The following is an 18,830-nucleotide window of genomic DNA, read 5'->3' on the forward strand; positions in this document are numbered from 1 at the left end:
ATGGATACCTGCGTGAGCCGATCGGATTTCCCGGTCCTGGAGGATGCATGCTTTCGGCCGCGCGCCTTTCATCGATGCGGAAGCGGTCGCCCGGTGGCGGGCCACCGGCACGATCAATGGCGGTTCCACCTTAGGGGGTGGCGTTCGATATTCAGGAGCGGACGAACCCTAAACCCTGGATTTGCGATAGTCGCGCGGGGTAAGGCCAAGGTGCAGGCGGAAGTGGCGGGTCAGCGTTGCGGAATCGGCGAAACCCACGGCGTGAGCGATCTCGGATATCGAAACCTTGGCGAGCCGTCTGTCCGCAAGCATCTGTTCGGCGCGGTGCAGCCTGAGCGCCAGAAGCTGCTGGCCGAATGACGTGTTTTGTGTGGCGAACAGCTGGTGAAGATAGCGCAGGGAAATGCGGTTTGCGGCGGCCACATCGCGGGCGGTGAGCGAATTTTCCGTGAAGCGCTCGCTCATGACCTGACGAAGAGAGCGCAGGAGCGCGGTCTTGTGCCGGCCGATTACCATGTCCGATCGTGGGCCGAGTGCCAGCGACAGGAGATTGGCCAGTTGTTCCGCAACCATGCCGTCCTCGACGGCGTTGTAGCGGATCTCGCGCGTGCCGACCGCGAGCAGGCCGTGCGACAGGGCGGTCTTCCAGTGATTTTCACACGTGCTGCTGGCGATCAGGGGTTTGCCGGGATCGGGGATGATGCGCTTCGCCCACGGCACCGGCATTTGCATCACGATGCAGGAACAACGTTCCGATGTGGTGAAATCGTAGCTCTCGCGCTCATCGATCAGGCACCAATCGCCTGCCGAAAGCTCGATCCTTTCGCCAAAACGATGCAGCACCATGCCGCCTTCATGGACAAGGTTGAGGTGGAAGCGGTTCTCGTTGCCGTCTGCGCGATGCGAAATGGCCTGGAAATCGGCATCGACCAGCGCGATCCGCGCAGGGCCGAGCGAGCGGATGGAAATGCTGGCGTTGAAATCGAGCTTGCGCCCGACATCAATGCGCATGTTCGAAAGGTGCGCGGCGACCTGCCCTGTCCAGAAGCTGCAGCGCTGTCCGATGGGCGCATCCGCCGTGTTGACGTGCAGTAATTCTTGCACCGGGTATTCTCGCTTTTCCCGATTTCTCCCGGAAAAGGAATAACACGAAGGCGCCATCGGTCGAAACCGGCCACGAGTGCACGTTTCACCCCGTATTTTGTGCACAGCAGGCCCTGTTTGTTGCCAACCGTCTCGACCTAAACTCCCTCCATAAGCCGGCGCCCCCGAAATGCGTCTGGCAGGGGAGGAACGCATGCGCTTCACGTCAGCAGTCAGTATCATCGCCATGGCCGTGCCGGGCCTTGTCCATGCCCAGGAAGCCGGCGGGCGATCCGCGGGCGGAAACGATGCCGGCGGCATTCAGGAGATCGTGGTGACCGCGCAGAAGCGTGCGGAAAGCGTGCAGGACGTGCCGATCGCGATTTCCGCATTCGGCGGAGCGGCGCTGCGCGAACGGGCCGTGGGCGATGTAGCGCAGCTTTCCAATGCGGCACCCAACGTCACGCTGGACGCGGGCACGCCGTTCTCCGGCTCCTCGTCCGTGCTGTCGGCGTTCATCCGGGGCATCGGCGCGAACGACTTTGCAATGAATATCGATCCGGGTGTCGGCATCTATCTCGACGGGGTCTATCTGGCACGGACGGTCGGCGCCAACCTCGATCTGCCGGATGTCGAGCGGATCGAAGTGCTCAAGGGGCCGCAGGGCACGCTGTTCGGCCGGAACACCATCGGCGGCGCGATCAGCGTGGTCACGCGCACGCCGGGCGACAAGCCCGCGTTCCAGGGCGATGTCACCACCGGGCGCTACAACCGGATCGACGTGCGTGGCTATGCCGATCTGCCGTTGAGCGACACGCTGAAGAGTTCGGTCACGTTCTCCGTCAAGAACCGTGATGGATACCAGAAGCGCATCCCCTACACTGCGGCGACGCCCTACGTCACCGACCGGGCGGGTTCTCTCCCGCAGAGCGGCTACCGGACGTCCGATCGCGAGGGCGGTCAGCACGAATGGACGATCCGCGCCAAGCTGCTGTGGGAAGCGAGTGACCGCTTCAAGGTGACGCTGGGCGGCGATTACATGAAGATCGACCAGTCCTCGATGGCCAATTCGGTGCTGGCGGTGACGTCGGGCGTGCCCGGCCCGTTCGCCGGCCTTGCCGCGAACAACATCCCCGGCACCGCGCTGGACGTGGCGACCGGCACCTCGGGGTTCCTGTTTGCCGGCCTTTACAACTTCTGCATCGGCGCCACTTCCGCCGAGATTGCCGCGCGCAACGCCGGCGCCTTGTGTGGGGTGCGGGGAACGCCGCTCAACCCGGGCGCGAACCTGCCCCCGCTCGCCAGCGTGAACGTCGACGGCAATCCGAACAACAACCGGTTGCCGTATGACAACCGCTGGGTCTCGACCGACAAGGATACCAGCTACGCCACGGGCAACAGCTTCTCCAACATGAAGGTCTATGGCTTCACCGGCGTGATGGACTACGACCTGTCCGACACGATCGCGCTCAAATCCATCACCGGCTATCGCAACATCAAGTGGGCGTCGGGCCTCGATCTCGACAATTCCCCGATGGCGATCCTGGAGCCTTCGTTCTCGCTGACGCAGAACCAGTTCAGCCAGGAAGTGCAGGTGATCGGCAGCGCGCTCGACAAGAAGCTGAACTTCGTGCTGGGCGGCTACTACTTCCGCGAGGAAGGCAAGATGCGGGACTTCGTCACGTTTTCGGAAGGCCTGCTCCAGATCATCGGGCCGAACGATCTCAAGACGAAGAACTATGCGGTGTTCGGCCAGGTCGACTGGCGCATCAGCGATCTTGTCGGCATCACCCTGGGCGGGCGCTACACGCACGAGGACAAGGACTTCATCGGCCGCCAGTCCGACGCCAACGGGTTCAACTACAAGCTGTTCAATTGCCCGGTCTATGGCGATCCCTGCCAGAGCGCGCTGGGCTTCCCCGTGCAGGGCGAACCGCTGCGCTATTACGTGGGCGGAACGCAAAAGAAGAAGTTCAACAACTTCGCGCCCAAGGTCGGCATCCAGTTGCATCCCACCGATGATGTGATGGCCTATGGCTCGTGGTCGCGCGGCTACAAGACCGGCGGCTGGACCACGCGCCTTTCCAACCCGCTGCCCTATGCGCCGGATTTCAACGAGGAAAAGGCGGAGAGCTTTGAAATCGGCGTGAAGTCGACCTGGCTGGATCGTCGGCTGCAACTGAACCTCGCGGCCTTCACCACCCGGTACGATGGCATCCAGCTCAATTTCCAGCAGGGCGTGAGCCCGACGGTCCAGAACGCCGGCACCGCGCGGATCAAGGGTTTCGAGGCCGAAGCCACGATCGCGCCCGCGGGCGGGCTCACGATCAACGCGTCGGTCGGTTACACCGATGCCTATTACACCAGCCTTCTGCCGCAGGCGATCGTCACGCCGAACCCGTTCCAGGCGGGGACCGTGGTGAACGGGGCTCTTCCCAAGACGCCCAAGTGGAAGTTCAACGTGACGCCGCGTTACAAGCTGGAGCTTGGCAACGGCGGTGCTGTCGTGCTGCTGGCCGATTACACCCGCACCTCGTCGCTGTGGAACGATACCGAGCGCACCTACCTGCTGCGCCGGCCGGGGCTGGATATCGTCAACGCCAGCGTGACCTATCAATCGCCGTCGGGGGTGTGGGACCTGGCCGTGGGCGGCACCAACATCACCAACACGCGCTACATCGTGACCGGGCAGGCGCAGATTTCCGGCGGGCAGATCTACGGCACCTGGAGCCGCCCGGCGGAATGGTACGCGAAAGTGGGCGTGAAGTTCTGATGTCTTGCGGTTCGGCCGCGCGGGTCGGTGCGAGACCGTGCGCGGCCGGGTCCGGGAACCTGCCTGGCAAGGTTCCCGGACCGCCCCGCACGCGGGCCGCTTCGTTGAATGGGGATGGAAAATGCTGATCCGCAATTGCTGGTACGTCGCGGGGTGGAGCCACCAGTTCGAGGCGGGCAAGCCCACCCAGCGCATGCTGCTGGGCGAACCCGTCGTCATCTGGCGCACGCAGGAGGGGGCGTTGGTGGCGATGGAGGATCGCTGCGTCCACCGCCTGGCTCCGCTTTCGCTGGGCCGCATCGAAGGGAACGCGATCCGCTGCCTGTATCATGGCCTGCTGTTCGACGCGGACGGGCGCTGCCGCGAGATTCCGGGGCAGGATGCCATTCCCGATTCCGCCTGCGTGCGGACGTACCCCGCAGTTGAGCGGAACAACTGGATCTGGGTGTGGATGGGCGATCCCGATCGCGCCGATCCTTCGCGGATCGCGCCGTCGAAAGCGCTGGACGATCCGGCGTGGGTGCTCAAGACCGGCGAATTGCACTATCGGGCGCACTATTCGCTGATCAACGACAACCTGCTCGATCTCACCCATCTGGCCTATGTCCATGCCGCCAGCTTCGGCGCGGACGAGGCATGGTCGCGCAACCGCCCCAGGGTCGAACCGATCGCGGAAGGGGTACGTTCGTCGCGCTGGATCGTCGGCACTCCGCCAACACCGCCCCTAGGGAAGGCGGCGGAGCATGAGCGGGTCGATATCTGGACATCCTACGATTTCGTGCTGCCCGGCGTGTTCCTGCTGTACAGTGCGCTGTTCCCGACCGGCAGCGCGGAGGCGTTCGGGTACGATGCACCCCCGGCGCACGCGCCTTCGCTGTTCGCCAATTTCACCAGCCAGGCGGTGACTCCCACCAGCGAAAGCACGACGAGCTATTACTTTTCCTGGGGGCCGGCGGCCGAGCATGGCGATGAAGCCATGGCGCAGGCGATGATCGACGTGGCAATCATGGCCTTCAACGAGGACAAGACGATGATCGAGGCGCAACAGCGCATCATCGATACCGATCCGGGTCGCCGTGTCATGCCCACGTCGGCCGACAAGGCGATCACGCTGTTCACAAGGCTGATGCAATCGCAGGACGGGTGAGACGGGACGGCGCCATTTCTGACCACGCCGCATTCCGCGTTGACCGCGCGCGGCCGGTGCTGCCATGGCTGTAGCCAATGCGCCCCAAGACGGACCTCATGGACATCACCCGCGCGCCGGATGCTTCGGACGGGCCGCAGTATATCGCGCTGCGCGACCAGATCGCGCTCAACATCGAGATGGGGCGGCTGAAGCCCGGAACGCGGCTGCCGTCCGAGCGCCAGTTCCAGACCGGCACCGGCACTGCGCGCGGCACGATCCGCGAGGCGCTGTTCCTGCTGGAAGCCGAAGGGCTGATCTACCGGCGCGACCGCAGCGGCTGGTATGTTTCTCCGCCCGCCGTCACCTATGACCCGACACGCTGGGCGGGGTTCATGACCTACGTCCGCGAACAGGGCCGAACGCCCGGCACCGAGACGTTGAGCAAGCAGAGCGTGCCAGCCTCGTCAGGGCTGGCCGATATCTTCCGCGTGGCGCCCGGCGCGCCGCTGCACGTGATCGACCGTCGCCGCACGATCGACGGGCGCCCGGTGCTGGTCGAGCGCATCACCGTGGACCCGGCGCTGGCGCCGGACCTGCTGGCGCATTCGCTGGACGGGTCGCTGACGCATATCCTCACTACGGTCTATGGCGTCACCGTCACCCGCAACCGCGTGGACATGCGCCCCTGCGCGCTGGTGCGCGACGCGGCGGACGGGCTGGGCGTGAAATCGGGAACGCCCGGCCTGCTCGTCGTCCGCACCAGCTTCGATGCGCAGGGCCGCGTGGTGGAATACGATCAGGAATACTGGCGGCACGACGCGATCCGGGTCCATGTGGACCTGACCGTGCGGCCCTAGCAGGTTCCCCTAGCCGAAGCGGAATTGCGCCAGCGCTGCCGGCAGATCGGCCACGGTATCGATCACCACGTGCGCGCCCGCCGCTTCCAGCCCGGCGCGCGCCCTGGCGATCCGTTCCGCGCGGTCCGCGGGATCGAGCGCGGCCAGTTCCGCCGCCGAAAGGCCGACACCGTTGCCGCTGGCGGCGATGCCAACGGTCCAGGTTCCGGCGGCCAGCCCCTCGGCAATGCCCACTTCCGCATCGTCCACCTTGACGCAGGCACTGGCCGGCCAGACCCCGAGTTCGACGAGATTGCGCCACAGCATCAACGGGGAAGGGCGGCCTTCCGCCGTTTCGCCCGCGCAGACCAGCATATCGGGGGCATAGCCCTGTTCCGCCGCGCGCGGCAGGATGTCGACCATCATGTCGCGCGTATAGCCGGTGCAGGAACCGATCTTGACGCCCGCCGCGCGCAAGGCGCCCGCCACAGCGGCCGCGCCGGGGATGAGTTCGGCGCACTCGGCCGCCGCCGCGCGCATCATCGGGCCGACGGCGGCGAACAGTTCTTCCACCGCCGCTTCGCCGGGCGCCTGGCCGTGGCGATCGGTCCAGGCCTGGCGGACGCGCGGCGCGGCGAGGATCGAGGCGATGTGGTCGCTCTTGGCCTTGCCCATGTCGGCGCGCGCTTCCGCCTCGATCACCGGCACGCCGGCGTTCTCGAACACCTTGCACAGCGCCACCACCGGTGCGCGGCAGCCGAAATCGATCATCGTGCCCGCCCAGTCGAACACCACCGCTTTAAGGCCCGGAACCATCATGCTTTCCCCTGACTGTCGAAAAGATCGCCGACCACGTCCTCGGCCAGCGCGAAGGCGGTGGAGGCGCCGGTGCCGCTGGTAACCACGGTCAGCCGCACGCCCTCGGCCGGCGCGCGCACGATCGAATGGCCGGCGGCGGAGGCATAGGTCCCTGTCCAGCGTTCGAGAACGGCGGGTGGCGCGCCCAGCACCGCCGCGTACTGGCGCAGCATCGCCGCATCGATCGCTTCCACGGAAAAGGGATCGGGCGTCGGCGCGTAATCATGGCTGTCCCCCACGACGAGGCTGCCATCGGCGCTCTGCACCGCGATCAGGTGGATGCCCCAGCCCAGCGCCTTCGCTTCCTCGCTCTCCAGCCGGGCGCGCAAGGCCCCCGCTTCGGGCAGCGCGGCATAGCCGAGATAGCGTACCATGCTGAGATCGCTCATCACCGGCGAGGGCAGGCGCCATTCGGGCGCGGCAAGGCGCAGCATCTGCAGCTTGCAGCGGCGGATGCCTTCCTCGGCATAGATCGCGGGATAGAGCGTCGCCCAGTCGTCCCCCGGGCACACGAACACCGCCTCGGCTTCCAGCACGGCGCCATCGGCGCAGATCACCCGGCCACTTTCGACCTGCGCGACCGCCACGCCATAGCGGAAGGCGACCCCGTGCGCGGCCGCCAGCCACGCCGAAAGCCGGGGGATCGCCTCGCGCGCTTCCACGCGCAAGTCGATCGTGCTGTGCAAGGCGCCGGCCGGGGCGCTCGCCTGCGGGCACAGTTCACCCACTTCCACCGCCGTCAGTCGCCGGCAGCCTTCGGCCATTTCGGTTTCCATGAACGCATCGAGCACGCGGCCCGCCTCGGCCCGCTGCGCCACTACGAGCAGGCCTTCCTGCTCCACGCGGATGCCCGCCGGCCCGGCGACCTCGCGCCAGATCGCGGCGCTGCGCCGGGCGAGGTCCCACACCCGGCCGCGTTCCTGACCGGTCACTGTGACGAAGCCGAAATTGCGGATCGACGCGCCATTGGCCCGCGCATCGCGGTCGATCAACAGCACGCGCCGTCCGCACCGCGCGGCCGCCAGCGCGTGCGCGAGGCCGACGATCCCCGCGCCCACCACGATCACATCATGCATAGCTCGCCTCATGCCTCCTGCGTGCCCGTTGCACGAAGGTCATGGCCGAACAGCATGTCAGAACCGCGACCGCCAGCGACGCGGCATAGGCGCAATCGGTGGTGAAGCGCAGCCAGTCCATGTGCGGGGCGGCCAGGTTGCGCCACACCAGCAGCGCCACGCTGCCGACATAGCCCGAGGCGTCCGCCACGTAGATCAGGAAACCCGCGTTGCCGGCGCGGCCCAGCGCGGCGATCATCCTGTCGAACAGCATGGCGTTGAACGGGGTATAGGCAAGATAGACGCCGGCCCCGGTCACGATCATCCAGGCCAGCGGTCCGATCAGCCCCACCCGGAACGCCAGCGTGCCCAGCCCCAGCGCTGCCGCGCCCAGCAGGATCAGGCCGTGCATGGCGATCAGCGCGCGCAGGTTGTCGCGCACCAGCATCAGCGCGCCCAACCCGGCGAGCGCGATCACCGCCACCGGCAGTTCGCTTTGCGAGAAGATCGCCGCCGATCCCGAATAGCCGAGCGCATTCCACAGTTCCGCGGCGAAGTTATCGCGGAAATCGCGGAAGGCGGTGAGCAGGATATAGCCGCTGACCAGCAGCGCCATGGTCACGCCGTGATCGCGCATGAATGCCGCGCGGTCGGCCTTGCTCATCGGCACGCGGGCGGTGCGCTCGGCCTCGTCCTCGGGCGAAGGGGGCGGCAGCCGTTCCAGCATAAACAGCGCCACCAGCAGCACGGGCACGAACAGCACGCCCGTCGCCGCTGGCATCCAGCGTTCGGTAATGCCTTGCTGCATCAGCAGCGTCGCCACCGATTTGACCATGCCGGAGGACAGGATGAAGCTGGCGCAGAGCATCGCCCCCAGCAGTTCGGACACGCGGCGCCCCTCGACATAGCTGAACACCAGCCCCCAGATCATGCCCAGCGGCAATCCGTTGAGGAACAGGCAGGGCAGGCCCCAGACCGGCGGCAGCAGTGCGAAGCCCACCAGCGCCAGCCACGAAGCGCCGATCAGCGCGGCGATGGCGCGGGCGCGGCCGGTGCGGCCGAATTCGGCGATGACCTTGATCCCGATCAGCTTGGACACGGCGTAACCCAGAACTTGCGCGATCAGCAGCGCGGATTTGTAGTCCAGCCCCAGCGGATGCAGCCCGACATCGCCGAACGTCGCCGCCGCGATCGGCTTGCGGAAGGCGTACATCGCGAAATAGGCGCTGAACGCGGCCAGTCCGCCCAGCAGCAGCATGGGCCAATCCGTGGCACGCGCGCTGGCCGCGCTACCGGAGGGGGAGGGATTCGCGGGGATCATGCATCTGGTATGGACCAGATGTGAGGCAGTAAGGTGACACCTGGCCGTCAGCGATGGCCGCGCGTTTTCGTGCCGATGCTGGAGGTCCACGGGTGTCGGCGAGTGCTGGAAGTCGTTTGGGGATGGGTTTTTGATATGCATTAATGACAGGGGGGCGTCGCAAGGTTATGCGCGCCGGCGATGACCCTCGTGCGTTCCTTCCTGATGCGGCACCGCGCCTTCGCCATTGCGCTGGTCGCGGCAGCGCTGTGCCTGAAGGCACTGGTGCCGGCGGGGTACATGCTTGGGCAAAGCGCAACCGTGCTCACCATACTGGTGTGCGAAGACGGCACGGGCAGCCATGCCGCGAAGGACGTGGTCGTGCCGCTGAAGCGTGACGGGCCCGGTCCGTCCCCGCAGCAGCACAAGGGCGAATGCCCGTTTTCGTCGCTGTCCATGGCGTCGATGGCCGCGCCGGGGCCGGTGCTTCTGGCACTGGCGCTGGCCTTCATCCTGGCGCTGGGCTTCGCGCCGGTCCGACAGCCGGCACGCAGGCGCGCGGATCGCATTCGGCCACCCTTGCGCGGTCCGCCCGCGCGCGCCTGATTTCTTCCGCGTTCGTCTCATAGGCTGCCGGCGTCTGCCGCCGTCAGCGAAAATTTTGCGCGCCGCTCTTCGGAGCGTGTGACCGCGCGTTTTGCGGGCTGCCGGCCTCTATCGGGCCGCCCCCTGAAAGGAATATCATGTCGTTTTGCGTTCGCCCGCTGCGGGCCTTTCTTGGCGCCACGTCGGCGCTCCTGCCCCTTGCCGTCCACGCGCAGGAGGCCAGCCAGCTTCCCCAGGTCGATGTCGAGGCGGGCACCCCGGCCGATGCCGTCGCCTCAGCACCAGTTACCGGCCGGACCTTGTCCGAGGCGGACATTCGCCGTCTCCAGCTTTCCACCAGCGACACGGCCGCGCTGCTACGCTGGATTCCCGGCGTCAGCGCCAACAGCGGTGGCGGCTTTTCGTCGATGCCGGTCATCCGCGGGCTGAACGAACAGCGCCTGCGGATCACGGTGGATGGCAGTCCGATCGATTTCGCCTGCCCCAACGACATGAATTCTCCGCTGTCCTACACCGATCCCCAGTCGATCCACGCGATCAGGGTCGTGCCCGGCGTCGCGCCGGTCAGCATGGGTGGGGACAACATCGGCGGGATCATCGCCGTGGAAAGCGCCGCGCCGCGCTTCGCCACCGGCGGCGGAACGCTGCTGACCGGCACGATGTCGGCCTTTTATCGCTCGAACGGCGATGGCTTCGGCGGCGCGGCGCAACTGACCGTTGCGGGCGAGCGGCTGAGCGCCACCTACACCGGCTCCTACACCCAGTCGGACCGTTACAAGGGCGGGGGCGATCTGGGACTTGTCCGCTCCACCGAATTCGCCAAGACGGATCAGGCGCTCGCGCTGGCCTATCGGAGCGACATCGGCCTGTTCCGTCTCAAGGGCGGCTACCACTTCTCGCCTTACGAGGGCTTCGCCAACCAGGCGATGGACATGGTCTCCAACACGTCATGGTTCCTCAACTTCGGATACGAGGGCGAGTTCGACTGGGGCTCGGCGAAGTTCACCGCGGACTACCGGGATACCGACCACGAGATGAACTTCCTCAAGGACAAGATGCCGGCCAACATGCCGATGAACACCGAAGTGCACACCTTCAGCACCGCGCTGAGGCTGGAATTCCCCGTCTCCCGCCATGAAACGCTGCGCCTTGGCGGCGAGTATCATCACCAGTGGCTCAACGATTACTGGCCGCCGGTCGCCGGCAGCATGATGATGGGGCCGAACACCTATCTCAACGTCAATGCCGCGCATCGCAACCGGCTGGGGGCGTTCGCCGAGTGGGAGCGGCACTGGAGCGATCGTCTTTCCAGCGTCGTGGGCGTTCGTCTCGATCACGTCACCATGAACACGGGCAATGTTCAGCCCTATTCCACCAGCATGATGAACATGGACGATGCGATGGCGGCCATGGCGTTCAATGCGGTGTCCCATGCGCGCAAGAACGACAACTGGAGCGCTTCCGCGCTGTTGAGCTACGCACCCGCCAGTGGTGTGGCGATCGAACTAGGCTATGCCCACAAGGCGCGCTCGCCCAACATCTACGAGCGCTACACCTGGGGCCGGGGCGCGATGTCCAGCCGGATGATCGGCTGGTACGGCGACGGCAACGGTTATTTCGGCAATCTCGACCTCCGGCCGGAACGCGCGGACACGGTAAGCGCGGCGATCGAGTTCCAGGGAGCGGCGCAGGACTGGTCGCTGCGGATTGCGCCGTACTACACCCACGTCAACGACTACATCGATGCGGTGTTCGTCAAAAAGCTGACGGGCAGCATGATGACGGCCTTCCCATGGGTGCAGTTGCAGTTCGCCAACCAGGGGGCGGAGTTCTTCGGCGTGGACGTGTCCGGCCATGCCACGCTGCGCAAGGGCGCGGACCGCGACGCCACCACGCTGACCGCCTCGCTGGCCTACGTGCATGGCCAGAATCTAAGCGATGGCGGGCCGCTCTACCACCAGATGCCGCTCGACATCAAAGTGGGGCTGGAACACCGGCAGGGCGCTTTGGAAGCCGGCGTCGATTTTGAATGGGTCGCCGCCAAGAACCGCGTCGATGCCACGCGCAACGAACCACGCACGGCCGCCTATGCGCTGGTCAACCTGCGCGTGGCCTACACGCTGGGACCGGTGCGCCTGAGCGTCGAGGGCGAGAACCTGTTCGACAAGGCTTACAGCTTGCCGCTGGGCGGGGTTTCGCTGGGGGATTACAAGGCCACCGGTACGTTGCGCCCGGTTCCGGGGCGCGGGCGCTCGGTCAACGTCGGCGTCGGCGTAAGCTTCTGACCATGCGTGGCGGGGGAGACAGGCCTCGGCCATTGTCGCTGGTGGGCTTCGGCCCGCTGGCCCCGCGCGTGGTGGCGCTGGCCGCCACCACGCTGCTTCACGCGCTGGCGGTGGCGGCGCTGGTGGTCGCGTACGGAGCCCGCGAAACAGGCAAGACGGCGCAACCCTTGCGGCTGACGCTGATGACCCTTTCCGCTCCGCCGCCCTCCCGCCCGGTGCGGCCGTTGCACAAGCCGGCAGATGCACCCCGACGGTCGCCGGAGCGGCAGACCGCTGCCATTCCGGCCGCGCGTGCGTCGGCAGTGCCGGTTTCCGCTTTGCCGGCGTCGCCCGAAGGCAGTGCCTTGGCGCCTTTGCCTGTGCCGCACGCCGCGAATGCGGTTGTGGCCCAGCCCGAACCGCCTCCGCCGCCCATCGCCGAGCCGGCCGATATGATGGCCGCTTACCGCACTCTGCTTTCGCGCCACATCAGGGCCGGCAGGCCACGCGCTTCCGCGTTGCGGGGCACGGTCCTGATCGCCTTCCGGATCGATCGCGGCGGTACCCTGCTGGCGAGCGACATTGCCGGGTCCAGCGGCGATCCCAATCTCGACCGGATCGCCTTGCGGATGGTGCGGCAGGCGAGTCCGATGCCCGCACCGCCCGCCGGCCTGGCAGCGGCGCAATTGGCATTCGTGGTGCCTGTCGCGTTCCATTAGGCTGGTGCCGCGCGCGCCGCATAGCCTCGCCAGATGGCTGGCGTCGAAAATCACGACCTGCTCCGTCGATCCAATTGACTCGGATTAAATGAGCATTTAGGCGCTCGATTAAACAAGCATTTAAAATGCACCGAGGAGAGGCGCTCCATGGCCATCGATCCGCAAACCCCCATATTGGTCGGCGTCGGCCAGATCGTTCGCCATTGGGACGGTCAGGACATCGACGACGCGCCGAGTCCGCTGGGGCTTCAACTCGCCGCGGCCGAGCGCGCGCTTGCCGACAGCGGCGCGGGCGAAGCGCTGCGCCAGATGATCGATGGCGTGGTCGTGGTACGCGCCAATCATGACTCGATCGAGGGCGTGCGCCATCCGTTCGGCCGCTGCGCCAACCCGCCGGTCACGCTGGCGGCGGGATTGGGGATCGGGGATGCGCGCTGCATTTATTCGGTCGTGGGCGGCGACCAGCCACAGGCGTTGGTGAACGAAGCGGCGGAAGCGATCTTCGCGGGCGATGCCAAAGCGATCCTGCTCGCCGGGTCCGAGGCGATTGCGACGATGAAGCAGGCGCTGAAGGCGCGGCTGACGCTCGACTGGTCGTACAGCGTCGATGGTCCGTGGGAGGACCGCGGTCTGGGGCCGTCGCTCCTGACCGACTACGAGCGCGTCAACGGGCTGGGCATGCCGACGCAGACCTATCCGGCGTTCGAGCAGGCGCTGCGCGCAAGGCTGGGATTGGATCGGCCCGGCTATGTCGCGCTCATGTCCGAGCTGTGGGAAGGCTTTTCGGACGTCGCGGCGATGAATCCCTATTCGCAATTCCCGCAGAGCCGCTCGCGCGATTTCCTCGCAACACCGGGGGACGGCAATTATCCGATCGCCGAGCCCTATCTCAAATGGCACGTCGCGCAGGACGCGGTGAACCAGGGCGCCGCGGTTATTCTCACCTCGGTCGGCACGGCGCGGCAGGCCGGAATCGATCCGGCCAAATGGGTCTATCTGCATGGCTATGCCGCGGTGAAGGACCGGCCGGTCCTGGAGCGGCCCGATCTGTCGCGTTCGCGCGCCATCGAGGCGGCGCTGCGGGACGCGCTCGCGATGGCGGGCAAGACGGCGCGCGGCATCGAACAGCTCGATCTTTATAGCTGCTTCCCCTGCGTGGTGCTGCTCGCGGCCGAGGTGCTCGGGGTGGATTGGCGACACACCCCCTGCACCGTCACCGGCGGGCTGCCGTTCTTCGGCGGAGCGGGGAACAATTATTCGATGCATGCCATCGCGACGATGGCCGAGCGGTTGCGCGCGTCGCCCGGGCAATTCGGCCTGGTTCTCGCCAATGGCGGCTTCCTCTCGAAGGAAGCCGCCGGCGTCTATTCGACCGAGCCGGTCGAAGGCTGGCAACCGCGCCGCGACGATGGCGGGCAGCGCGCCATCGACAATGCGCCCGCGCCGACATTGCTTGCCGAAACGACCGATGCGGTGATCGACAGCTATACGGTGACCTGGAAGAAGGGGCAGCCTTCGCGCGGCTATGTCATCGCCTCGAACGAAACGGGGCGCATGCTGGCGCGGGTTCGCACGGGGCATCGCGCGACACTGGCGAGCCTTGCCGAACAGGATGCGATCGGCCGGTCCGTTCGCATCGTTCACGAAAAGGGGGTGAACTTCGTCGAACCCGCAGGCCGGCTTGGTGAGCCCCCACCGGCAGCGGGTCGGGCAGCGGGCCTGCCGGCACGGCGGTTCACGCATGTGCTGGTCGAGCGCCGTGGGCATGTCCTGGAGGTCACGCTCAACCGGCCCGAGGCCATGAACGCGCTCTTCAGCGCGGCGCATTTCGAACTGCACGAAATCTGGGATGATTTCGAGCGCGATCCTGACCTGTGGGTCGCGATCGTCACGGGGGCGGGCGACCGGGCCTTTTGCAGCGGCAACGACCTGAAAGTCACGGCGAAGGGCGGAGACATGTCGATCCCGCCGTCGGGCTTCGCGGGGCTCTGCTCGCGCTTCGACCGGACCAAGCCGGTGATCGCGGCGGTCAACGGGGTGGCAATGGGCGGAGGGCTTGAGATCGTCCTCGCGTGCGACCTTGCCGTTGCAACGGCAAGCGTGCGCTTCGCGCTGCCGGAAGTGAAGGTCGGCCTCTATGCGGCGGCGGGCGGCGTCCAGCGGCTAACGCGCCAGATCGGGCGCAAGGCGGCGATGGAACTTATTCTCACGGGTCGCCATTTCGGTGCCGCCGAGGCGCGAGAGCTTGGCGTCATCAACGATGCCGTCGAAGGCGATGCGATGGACGCCGCGCGGGCGCTCGCCGAACGGCTGCTCGAAAATTCGCCTTCGGCCATCCGCGCCTCGAAGGAGGCGCTCAACACACTCGAAAATCTGGAATCGCTCGAAGAGGCGCTGGCGGCCAACAGCCGCATTTTCGGGCGCCTGATGCGCACGCGCGATTTCCGCGAGGGCGTCAGCGCCTTTGCCGCCAAGCGCAAGCCCGAATGGAGCGGATCGTGATGATGGCAATGGACGGCAAGCCCATGCTCGAAGGGATCAGGGTGGTCGATCTGACCAGCGTCGTCTTCGGCCCCTATTGCACGCATATCCTTGCCGAACTTGGCGCCGAGGTAATCAAGGTCGAGGCGCCGGGCGCGGGGGATGCATTCCGCTGGTCGGGCAAGGCCGCGGCGACGCCGGGCATGAGCCCCGGCTTCATGGCCATCAACCGCGGCAAGCAGTCGGTTGCGCTCGATCTCAAGGCGCCCGACGATCTGGCCTGCATGAAGGCGCTGCTCGAAGAGGCCGACGTGTTCGTGCTCAACGTGCGCGGCAAGGCGGTCGAGCGGCTGGGGCTCGATTATGACGCGGTGCGGGGGATCAATCCCAACATCATCTATGCGCATTGCGTCGGGTTCGGACAGGACGGCCCCTATGCCGACCTGCAGGCCTATGACGACGTGATCCAGGCCGCGACCGGGACGGCAACCTTGCTGCCGCGCGTCGATGGCGATCCGCGGGCGCGCTATCTGCCGTCGCTGATTGCCGATAAGGTCGCGGGCCTCCATGCCGCCTATGCGGTGCTCGCGGCTGTGGTCCACAAACTCCGGACGGGTGAGGGGCAGAAGGTGGAGATCGCGATGTTCGAAGCGTTCAGCCATTTCATGCTGCTCGAACATATGGCCGGGCTGACCTTCGATCCCCCGAACGCGCCCGTGGGCTATTTCCGCCAGATAGATCCCGACCGGCAACCCTTCCCGACGCGCGACGGCTTTGTCAGCATCGTGCCCTATACCGACGAAGCGTGGCCGCGCGTATTCGCGGTGCTCGGAAATTCCGAGTTTCTGGAGGACGAGCGGTTCGCGACCCGCAAGGCGCGGACGGTCAATCTGCCGCTGCTTTACCGCGAGATGGCCCGGCTGACCCCGGCTTTCTCCACGGCCGAGCTGGTCGCAAAATGCCATGCGGCGCAAATCCCGGCGCAGCCGGTGCGCGATATCGCCGATATCATGGACGATCCCCATCTGGCGGCGACAGGCTTTTTCTCGCGTCAGGAGCATCCGAGCGAAGGGGGCTATTTCGCGATGGAGCATCCGGTGCGCTTTGCAAAGCCGCTCGAATCGGCCAAGCGTCATGCCCCGCGGCTGGGTGAACAGTCGGACCGGATCCGCGCGGGGCTGAAGAAGCAATGACAGGGGCAGCATGGCCGAGGACGTGACCGACCAGCCGGCAACGGCGCAGCGTATCGTCGATGCGGCGCGCGGCCTGATGATCGAGCGCGGGCTGCTCGAAGTGTCGATCGCCGACATTTCGGAGCGCGCCGGCACCAACGTCGCGCTGGTCAGCTATTATTTCGGCAACCGCGAAGGGCTGATGATCGCGATCATCGAGGGCGATGCACGGCGCGCCTCGGCGCATCTCGAACGCCTGCTCGCCGCTGATATTTCCCCGGCGGCAAAGATGGAAATCCATATCAAGGGATTGATCGAGGCTTACTTCGAACGGCCTTATCTCAATCGCCTGCTCCAGAAACTGCTGCGTGAAGCGTCGCCCGCAGCCTCGGCGAAAGTCGGTGCGACCTTTGTGCGGCCGGTGATCGAGGCACGGCGGGCGATCATCGCCGAAGGAATCGCGTGCGGCGCGTTTCGCGCGGTCGACGCCAACCTGGTGAGCTTCGCAATCGACGGCGCCTGCGCGCATCTCTTTTCGTCGGTGCAGTCGCGGCACACGATCCTGGGCGATGGTTCGCTCGATCATGACCTTGTCGAACGCTACGCTGCAACGGTAAGCGAACTGATCGTTGGCGGGCTGCTCGCGCGTTAATCGGCGAGCGCGTCCGGCGTTGTTCACCGCGCCGTCGATCCGCCGACGACGAGAATGACTCTGTCCCGCAGCATGCGATCAGGCGGCGCGGGCGATCTGCGGCCGAGCGGTGCCGTCGCCAAGATAGACGCCGGGGGCTGTACCCAGCAGTTGGTCGCGCTCGAACGTCTGCACGCCGTTCACGAAGATCTGGCGGTATCCGCCGGCGCGCGCCTTGCGCCGCCAGTCGCCACCGGGTTGGTCATGAACGACGTCGAACCGGTCCTGGTCGAAATAGAGCTCGGCAAGATCATAGACGAGAATGTCCGCGGCCATGCCTTCCAGCAGGGCGCCGCGATCCTTGATGCCCATCGCGCGCGCGGGCTGATAGGAAAGGCGGTAGTGCATGTCCTCGAGCGAGAGGAAATGATTGTCGCGCACGAGCCACAGGATCAGGTCGGTGGTCCACTGGCCTCCGCTGAAGTTCTTGGTATGCGCCCCGCCGTCCGACGCGCCCGCGAGAACGCGGCCGTTCGACAACAGATCGGCGACTTTCGCGGGGTCGATCGCGATGCCGGGCGTCTTGAGTTCTATCCGGAGATCGCTTTCGAGCGCGGTGTCGATAAAGGCATCGACTTCGGTCTTGCCTTCGGCGGCGGCTATCTCGCCCAATGTCTTGCCGAGATAGTCCTTCGCGTCGTTCGAGCCTTCGCCCATTCCGATCACGGTATAGTCGGCCAGCCCGCCCGCGGTCGCCTCGAACATGACCGGGTCATAGCTTTCGTTGAAGCGGCGGCGGAATTCGGGATCGAGCAGTTTCGCGCGCTTGTCGGCGGGGTCCTTGCAGAAGGTCAGCTCGCGATAGACGTCGAGTGCGTCGAGCGAACAGCCGGGTGAGTTGAAGAGTTCGGTCTCGTTCCAGGCGCGGCAGATGACGGTGGCGGCGTACATCTCGACGCCTTCCTCTTCGTTCATCGCGTCCAGCCACGCCATGCTTTGGCGGTGGAGGTCTGGAGTATATTCGCTGACCGAGAACACGTTGTGCAGGATCGGCCGGCCAGTCTCGCGCGCCAGCTTTTCGCTGATGCTTCGGTCGCCGACCGGGCCGATCTGCGCGATGACCTGGATGATCCCTTCCTGCCGGTCCCGCAGCGCGCTTGCCATGGCGACGGCATCGTCCGGATGCATGATGTCGGTCGGCATCGCTGATCCGTCGATGTCGACATGGTTGTTCTCGTGCCCCATGAAGCTTAGCGACAGGCCGCACGCGCCGGCATCCATCGCCTCGTGAACCAGTTCCTTGATCGCTTCGATTTCGGGCGCGGTCGGGCGGCGGTGCTTCGCGTCCTCGCCCATCACATAGAACATCACCGCGTTGAGCGGCAGGAACATGGTGAGGTTCACCGCCTTGGGTGTCCGCCGCATCGCCTCGACGAGTTCCGGGAAGGTTTCCCATGACCAGGGGAGGGCGGTTTGCATCTGGATCGCGGGAACCTGCTCTGTGGTTTCCATCATGAGCATCGCGCGTTCACGATCCTTCGTGTGGACGGGGGCGAAGCCGAAGCCGCAATTGCCGGTAACGACGGTGGTGATGCCGTTCTCGCCGGCGTTCGAGCAGGCCGGGTCCCAGAAGATCTGCGCGTCATAATGGGTGTGGGTGTCGATATGACCGGGGGCGACGATCAGCCCGTTGGCGTCGACGACGCGCGCGCTGCCGGGATCCGCAATGTACCCGATCCGCGCGATTTTCCCGTCCTTGATTCCGATGTCGGACCTGAAGCGCGGAAAGCGCGTGCCGTCGATGATCGTCCCGTTCTTGATGACGAGGTCGAATCCGTACATGACATTTCTCCCGGTATGTCGTTATGCGGGATGAATGCGACAAAAAATAATTTTCGTCAAATTTTGAGAGTTTCTGCGGGT

14 protein-coding genes are annotated in these 18,830 nt (G+C 65.9%); 9 read left to right on the top strand and 5 right to left on the bottom strand.

The annotated features are described in order from the left end of the window. Positions 1–168: 168 nt before the first annotated feature. Entirely contained in the window at positions 169–1,332 is a 1,164-nt protein-coding gene (locus tag NMD1_RS01225; protein ID WP_158453840.1) for an AraC family transcriptional regulator, read from the bottom strand. Between NMD1_RS01225 and NMD1_RS01230 the strand changes: the two genes are divergently transcribed. The 3 genes from NMD1_RS01230 to NMD1_RS01240 all read left to right on the top strand — a co-directional run bounded on the left by NMD1_RS01230 (position 1,298) and on the right by NMD1_RS01240 (position 5,842). Next, on the top strand, positions 1,298–3,856 hold the full coding sequence (locus NMD1_RS01230; RefSeq protein WP_125953271.1) for a TonB-dependent receptor: 2,559 nt from the start codon (positions 1,298–1,300) through the stop codon (positions 3,854–3,856). The genes NMD1_RS01225 and NMD1_RS01230 overlap by 35 nt on opposite strands. Before the next feature lie 121 nt (positions 3,857–3,977). Further along, positions 3,978–5,003 (top strand): aromatic ring-hydroxylating dioxygenase subunit alpha, encoded by a 1,026-nt coding sequence (locus NMD1_RS01235; protein WP_125953272.1) that lies wholly within the window; start codon positions 3,978–3,980, stop codon positions 5,001–5,003. 98 nt (positions 5,004–5,101) lie between these two features. Continuing rightward, a complete protein-coding gene (locus tag NMD1_RS01240) occupies positions 5,102–5,842 on the top strand; it encodes a UTRA domain-containing protein (protein ID WP_124808957.1) in 741 nt (246 codons plus the stop codon). Positions 5,843–5,851: 9 nt separating this feature from the next. Here NMD1_RS01240 and phnX read toward each other — a convergent pair whose 3' ends face one another. From phnX to NMD1_RS01255, 3 genes are read right to left on the bottom strand one after another with little or no spacing between them, the layout of a single operon-like run. After that, positions 5,852–6,640: a phosphonoacetaldehyde hydrolase gene (gene phnX, locus NMD1_RS01245; protein ID WP_233497280.1), complete on the bottom strand. Its 789-nt coding sequence runs from the start codon at positions 6,638–6,640 to the stop codon at positions 5,852–5,854. Beyond that, positions 6,637–7,755 carry a TIGR03364 family FAD-dependent oxidoreductase gene (locus NMD1_RS01250; protein ID WP_233497281.1) on the bottom strand — a complete coding sequence of 373 codons (1,119 nt, stop codon included), beginning with the start codon at positions 7,753–7,755 and terminating at the stop codon, positions 6,637–6,639. The genes phnX and NMD1_RS01250 overlap by 4 nt, the downstream gene beginning before the upstream one ends. Continuing rightward, complete coding sequence (locus NMD1_RS01255; protein WP_125953274.1) at positions 7,748–8,992, bottom strand: DUF5690 family protein; 1,245 nt, start codon at positions 8,990–8,992, stop codon at positions 7,748–7,750. The genes NMD1_RS01250 and NMD1_RS01255 overlap by 8 nt, the downstream gene beginning before the upstream one ends. Positions 8,993–9,235: 243 nt before the next feature. Here NMD1_RS01255 and NMD1_RS01260 point away from each other — a divergent pair, with 243 nt between their 5' ends. From NMD1_RS01260 to NMD1_RS01285, 6 genes are all read left to right on the top strand, one after another. After that, positions 9,236–9,640, top strand: a complete 405-nt coding sequence (locus tag NMD1_RS01260; RefSeq protein WP_125953275.1) for a hypothetical protein — start codon at positions 9,236–9,238, stop codon at positions 9,638–9,640. Positions 9,641–9,777: 137 nt separating this feature from the next. Then, the gene (locus NMD1_RS01265; protein ID WP_125953276.1) at positions 9,778–11,925 is read left to right on the top strand and encodes a TonB-dependent siderophore receptor; all 2,148 of its coding nucleotides are present in this window, start codon (positions 9,778–9,780) and stop codon (positions 11,923–11,925) included. Positions 11,926–11,966: 41 nt separating this feature from the next. Continuing rightward, positions 11,967–12,623, top strand: coding sequence for an energy transducer TonB (locus NMD1_RS01270; protein WP_233497337.1), 657 nt, complete (start codon positions 11,967–11,969; stop codon positions 12,621–12,623). A 147-nt stretch (positions 12,624–12,770) separates the two neighbouring features. Then, the gene (locus tag NMD1_RS21420) at positions 12,771–15,125 is read left to right on the top strand and encodes an enoyl-CoA hydratase-related protein (RefSeq protein WP_125953278.1); all 2,355 of its coding nucleotides are present in this window, start codon (positions 12,771–12,773) and stop codon (positions 15,123–15,125) included. Beyond that, positions 15,125–16,297, top strand: a complete 1,173-nt coding sequence (locus NMD1_RS01280) for a CaiB/BaiF CoA-transferase family protein (RefSeq protein ID WP_233497338.1) — start codon at positions 15,125–15,127, stop codon at positions 16,295–16,297. The genes NMD1_RS21420 and NMD1_RS01280 overlap by 1 nt, the downstream gene beginning before the upstream one ends. A gap of 10 nt (positions 16,298–16,307) precedes the next feature. After that, positions 16,308–16,928: a TetR family transcriptional regulator gene (locus NMD1_RS01285; protein ID WP_125953279.1), complete on the top strand. Its 621-nt coding sequence runs from the start codon at positions 16,308–16,310 to the stop codon at positions 16,926–16,928. A 78-nt stretch (positions 16,929–17,006) separates the two neighbouring features. Here the strand turns inward: NMD1_RS01285 and NMD1_RS01290 are convergent, their stop codons facing one another. Further along, positions 17,007–18,749, bottom strand: coding sequence for an amidohydrolase family protein (locus NMD1_RS01290; RefSeq protein ID WP_125953280.1), 1,743 nt, complete (start codon positions 18,747–18,749; stop codon positions 17,007–17,009). Positions 18,750–18,830: the final 81 nt, after the last annotated feature.

Origin of the sequence: Novosphingobium sp. MD-1 (assembly GCF_001014975.1) — a bacterium.
In the GTDB taxonomy this organism is placed as follows: Bacteria; Pseudomonadota; Alphaproteobacteria; order Sphingomonadales; family Sphingomonadaceae; genus Novosphingobium.

What these genes read in the sequence shown, in the direction of transcription:
- NMD1_RS01230 (WP_125953271.1), top strand. Translation starts at nt 1,298, where the DNA reads ATGCGCTTCACGTCAGCAGTCAGTATCATCGCCATGGCCGTGCCGGGC.
- NMD1_RS01225 (WP_158453840.1), bottom strand. Translation starts at nt 1,332, where the DNA reads ATGGCGATGATACTGACTGCTGACGTGAAGCGCATGCGTTCCTCCCCT.
- NMD1_RS01235 (WP_125953272.1), top strand. Translation starts at nt 3,978, where the DNA reads ATGCTGATCCGCAATTGCTGGTACGTCGCGGGGTGGAGCCACCAGTTC.
- NMD1_RS01240 (WP_124808957.1), top strand. Translation starts at nt 5,102, where the DNA reads ATGGACATCACCCGCGCGCCGGATGCTTCGGACGGGCCGCAGTATATC.
- phnX (WP_233497280.1), bottom strand. Translation starts at nt 6,640, where the DNA reads ATGATGGTTCCGGGCCTTAAAGCGGTGGTGTTCGACTGGGCGGGCACG.
- NMD1_RS01250 (WP_233497281.1), bottom strand. Translation starts at nt 7,755, where the DNA reads ATGCATGATGTGATCGTGGTGGGCGCGGGGATCGTCGGCCTCGCGCAC.
- NMD1_RS01255 (WP_125953274.1), bottom strand. Translation starts at nt 8,992, where the DNA reads ATGCTGCTGCTGGGCGGACTGGCCGCGTTCAGCGCCTATTTCGCGATG.
- NMD1_RS01260 (WP_125953275.1), top strand. Translation starts at nt 9,236, where the DNA reads ATGACCCTCGTGCGTTCCTTCCTGATGCGGCACCGCGCCTTCGCCATT.
- NMD1_RS01265 (WP_125953276.1), top strand. Translation starts at nt 9,778, where the DNA reads ATGTCGTTTTGCGTTCGCCCGCTGCGGGCCTTTCTTGGCGCCACGTCG.
- NMD1_RS21420 (WP_125953278.1), top strand. Translation starts at nt 12,771, where the DNA reads ATGGCCATCGATCCGCAAACCCCCATATTGGTCGGCGTCGGCCAGATC.
- NMD1_RS01280 (WP_233497338.1), top strand. Translation starts at nt 15,125, where the DNA reads ATGATGGCAATGGACGGCAAGCCCATGCTCGAAGGGATCAGGGTGGTC.
- NMD1_RS01285 (WP_125953279.1), top strand. Translation starts at nt 16,308, where the DNA reads ATGGCCGAGGACGTGACCGACCAGCCGGCAACGGCGCAGCGTATCGTC.
- NMD1_RS01290 (WP_125953280.1), bottom strand. Translation starts at nt 18,749, where the DNA reads ATGTACGGATTCGACCTCGTCATCAAGAACGGGACGATCATCGACGGC.